This window comes from Nocardia sp. NPDC060220, assembly GCF_042727815.1.
Classification (GTDB): Bacteria; Actinomycetota; Actinomycetes; order Mycobacteriales; family Mycobacteriaceae; genus Nocardia.
Genome location: NZ_JBHWZY010000800.1, coordinates 1 through 3,153, shown reverse-complemented (window position 1 = coordinate 3,153; position 3,153 = coordinate 1). Strand labels below are relative to the sequence as shown.

The following is a 3,153-nucleotide window of genomic DNA, read 5'->3' as shown; positions in this document are numbered from 1 at the left end:
CGTCCTGGTCGACGAGGTAGTCGCCACCCTTGACGGTGTCGAAGGTGTGCCATTCCCAGTTGTCTTCTTCGACGTTGGCCAGCGCGGCGCACATGCCACCCTGGGCCGCGCCGGTGTGGCTACGGGTCGGGTACAGCTTGGTCAGGACCGCGGTGCGAGCGCGCGGGCCGGCCTCGATCGCCGCGCGCATGCCCGCGCCACCGGCGCCGACGATGACCACGTCGTAGCGATGCTCCTGAATCGGACGGGATTCACTCATGCGAGGTGGCCTGTTCCTAACCTGTGATGTTGGGGTCGAAGGTGAAGATGACGTACGTGCCGACGGCGACGACCAGGATCATCGACAGCACGAGGATGACCTTCAGCCAGAACCGGGTGGAGTCCTTGCGCGAGTAGTCGTCGATGATGACGCGCAGACCGTTGCCGCCGTGCAGCTGAGCCAGCCACAGCATGGACAGATCCCAGAACTGCCAGAACGGGCTCGACCAGCGACCGGCCACGAACGCGAAGTTCAGCCGGTTCACGCCGCCGTCGATCATCAGCATGATGAACATGTGGCCGAGCACGAGAACGATCAGGAACAGGCCGGAGATGCGCATGAACAGCCATGCGTACTTCTCGAAGTTGCCGTTCGACTTGCCGCGCGGCGAACGCGGGGAGTCGAGGCTGGCCGGGCGATCGTAGGACTTGCCGAGGACAGGTGCAGACATATCAGTGCTCCGTCAGCAGGTAGAAGAACTGGCGGCCGACGCCCGCGGCGGAGACCAGAACCCAGATGGTGAGGACGATCCACAGCATCTGCTTCTGGAATCGCGGACCCTGGGACCAGAAGTCGACCAGGATGACCCGGACACCGTTGAGGGCGTGGAACAGGACGGCGACGACGAGACCCATCTCCATCAACGCCACGACGGGGTTCTTGTAGAGCTCGATCGCGTGGTCGTAGGTATCCGGGTTGACCCGGACGAGTGCCGTGTCCAACACATGCGCGAAGAGGAAGAAGAACAGCGTGACACCGGTGATCCGGTGCAGCGCCCACGACCACATGCCAGGGTCGCCGCGGTACAGCGTCTTCCGCTTCGGCTGGGCCGGAGCCGGAGCTTCTATCGTGGTCATAGAGTGCGGTGCCTCCAACGTCGTTGATGGACCCGGTCACAGATCCGACGCCGGCATGCGTGGAGAGGCAAATGCCCAGGTGGCTGCGCTGTATTCTCGAGCGCTGGCCCGCCGCCGGGAACCTGAACCGATCTTCGATGAACTCTAATCCCCTCTGTTTCGCGGAACTAATTCGGCGTGCCGCGCGTTGCGCGTAAAACAGGCGAGTTAGGTTTACCTTTCTCGATGCCGGATACTGGTGTTTCGGCCCCTGTTTCCCGGTGTTCGGCGGGATCGGCTGGAGGTTATCGGTGCCCGAAATCGACTGGAATACGTTGCATGACATGGCAATTCGGGCAATGGGGTCGGCGTACGCCCCGTACTCGGGTTTCCCCGTCGGCGCCGCTGCTCTCAGCGCGGATGGCCGAATTGTGAGCGGATGCAATGTGGAAAATGTCTCATATGGGCTAACCCTGTGTGCCGAATGCGTACTCGTCGGTAACTTATTTGCGTCGGGTGGCGGCCGTCTCGTCGCCGTCTCGGTGACCGATTCTCGCGGCGAAATCCTGATGCCGTGTGGGCGCTGTCGTCAGCTGCTGTTCGAACACGGCGGGGGCGAACTACTGGTGGACCACGCCGACGGCCCGAAGCCGCTGTCGGAGCTCCTGCCCTACGCCTTCGGGCCGGATGATCTGGCGGCCGGGCAGCAGTAGCCGGGCAGCAGTGCCAGACTTGGCGCCATGACGGCACTGGATGCGGTTTCGGTCATTACTACCAAGCGTGACGGCGGCGAGCTGTCCGACGCACAGATCGACTGGGTGGTGGACGCGTTCACCCGGGGGACCGTGGCCGACGAGCAGATGTCGGCCCTGGCCATGGCGATCGTGTGGCGGGGGATGACCCGGCGCGAGACCGCGCGGTGGACGGCGGCGATGATCGGGTCGGGCAGCCGGATGGACTTCACCGACCTGCCGCGACCCACCGTCGACAAGCATTCGACCGGTGGGGTCGGCGACAAGATCACCCTCCCGTTGGCTCCGCTGGTGGCCGCGTGTGGGGCTGCGGTGCCGCAGTTGTCCGGGCGAGGGCTCGGGCACACCGGTGGGACGCTGGACAAGCTCGAGTCGATCCCCGGCTGGCAGGCCGATGTGACGGTGCCGCGCATGCGGGAGATCCTGGCCGACCCGGCGATCGGCGCGGTGATCTGCGCGGCGGGTGCTGATCTGGCGCCGGCCGACAAGCGGCTCTACGCGCTGCGGGATGTGACAGGGACGGTCGAGTCGATTCCGTTGATCGCGAGTTCGATCATGAGCAAGAAGATCGCCGAGGGGACAGCGGCGCTGGTGCTGGATGTGAAGGTCGGGTCGGGCGCCTTCTTGAAGACTCTCGACGGCGCTCGCGAACTCGCCACGGCGATGGTCGAACTCGGGCGCGATGCGGGTGTGAACACGGTCGCCTTGCTGACCGCGATGGATACTCCGCTCGGGCGGACCGCGGGCAATGCGATGGAAGTGGCCGAATCGGTGGAGGTGCTCGCTGGTGGGGGACCTGCGGATGTGGTCGAGCTGACTTTGACGCTCGCCCGCGAGATGGTCGCGCAAGCCGGGCTGCATATCGATCCTGCTGATGTTCTCGCTGACGGCCGGGCTATGGATCACTGGCGGGCGATGATTCAGGCGCAAGGTGGGGATCCGGACGCTGCGCTGCCCGTCGCTCGGCATACCGAGATCGTGCGGGCCGAATCGAGTGGGGTGCTGACCCGGCTCGACGCGATGGGGGTGGGGGTTGCCGCTTGGCGGTTGGGGGCGGGGCGTGCTCGTCAGGGGGAGAAGGTGCAGGCGGGCGCCGGGATCGAGATGCATGCCAAGCCGGGGGACCTGGTGGTGGTGGGGCAGGCGCTGTTGACGTTGCACACGGATACGCCGGATGCTTTTGCTGGGGCTTTGGCGGCGCTCGAGGGGGCTGTGACGATCGAGTCCGCGCCGGATGGGAAGCCAGGGGAGTGCACGGCCAGCGTGTCGTACCCGGCGGCGGCCGCCAGCCCGAGGACCGCCGGGG

5 protein-coding genes are annotated in these 3,153 nt (G+C 65.7%); 2 read left to right on the top strand and 3 right to left on the bottom strand.

Features of this window, described 5'->3' with window-relative positions; genetic code table 11:
* The 3 genes from ACFWF3_RS29880 to sdhC all read right to left on the bottom strand — a co-directional run.
* Window positions 1-259: FAD-binding protein (locus ACFWF3_RS29880; protein WP_379316970.1), on the bottom strand; the 259-nt coding region annotated here is incomplete at its 3' end.
* Window positions 260-275: 16 nt separating this feature from the next.
* Complete coding sequence (locus ACFWF3_RS29875; RefSeq protein ID WP_378996741.1) at window positions 276-710, bottom strand: succinate dehydrogenase hydrophobic membrane anchor subunit; 435 nt, start codon at window positions 708-710, stop codon at window positions 276-278.
* Window position 711: 1 nt separating this feature from the next.
* On the bottom strand, window positions 712-1,116 hold the full coding sequence (sdhC, locus tag ACFWF3_RS29870) for a succinate dehydrogenase, cytochrome b556 subunit (protein ID WP_358179944.1): 405 nt from the start codon (window positions 1,114-1,116) through the stop codon (window positions 712-714).
* 290 nt (window positions 1,117-1,406) lie between these two features.
* Here sdhC and ACFWF3_RS29865 point away from each other — a divergent pair, with 290 nt between their 5' ends.
* The gene (locus tag ACFWF3_RS29865; RefSeq protein ID WP_378996739.1) at window positions 1,407-1,808 is read left to right on the top strand and encodes a cytidine deaminase; all 402 of its coding nucleotides are present in this window, start codon (window positions 1,407-1,409) and stop codon (window positions 1,806-1,808) included.
* Between the two features lie 27 nt (window positions 1,809-1,835).
* On the top strand, window positions 1,836-3,153 hold a 1,318-nt coding region (locus tag ACFWF3_RS29860), incomplete at its 3' end, for a thymidine phosphorylase (protein WP_379316968.1).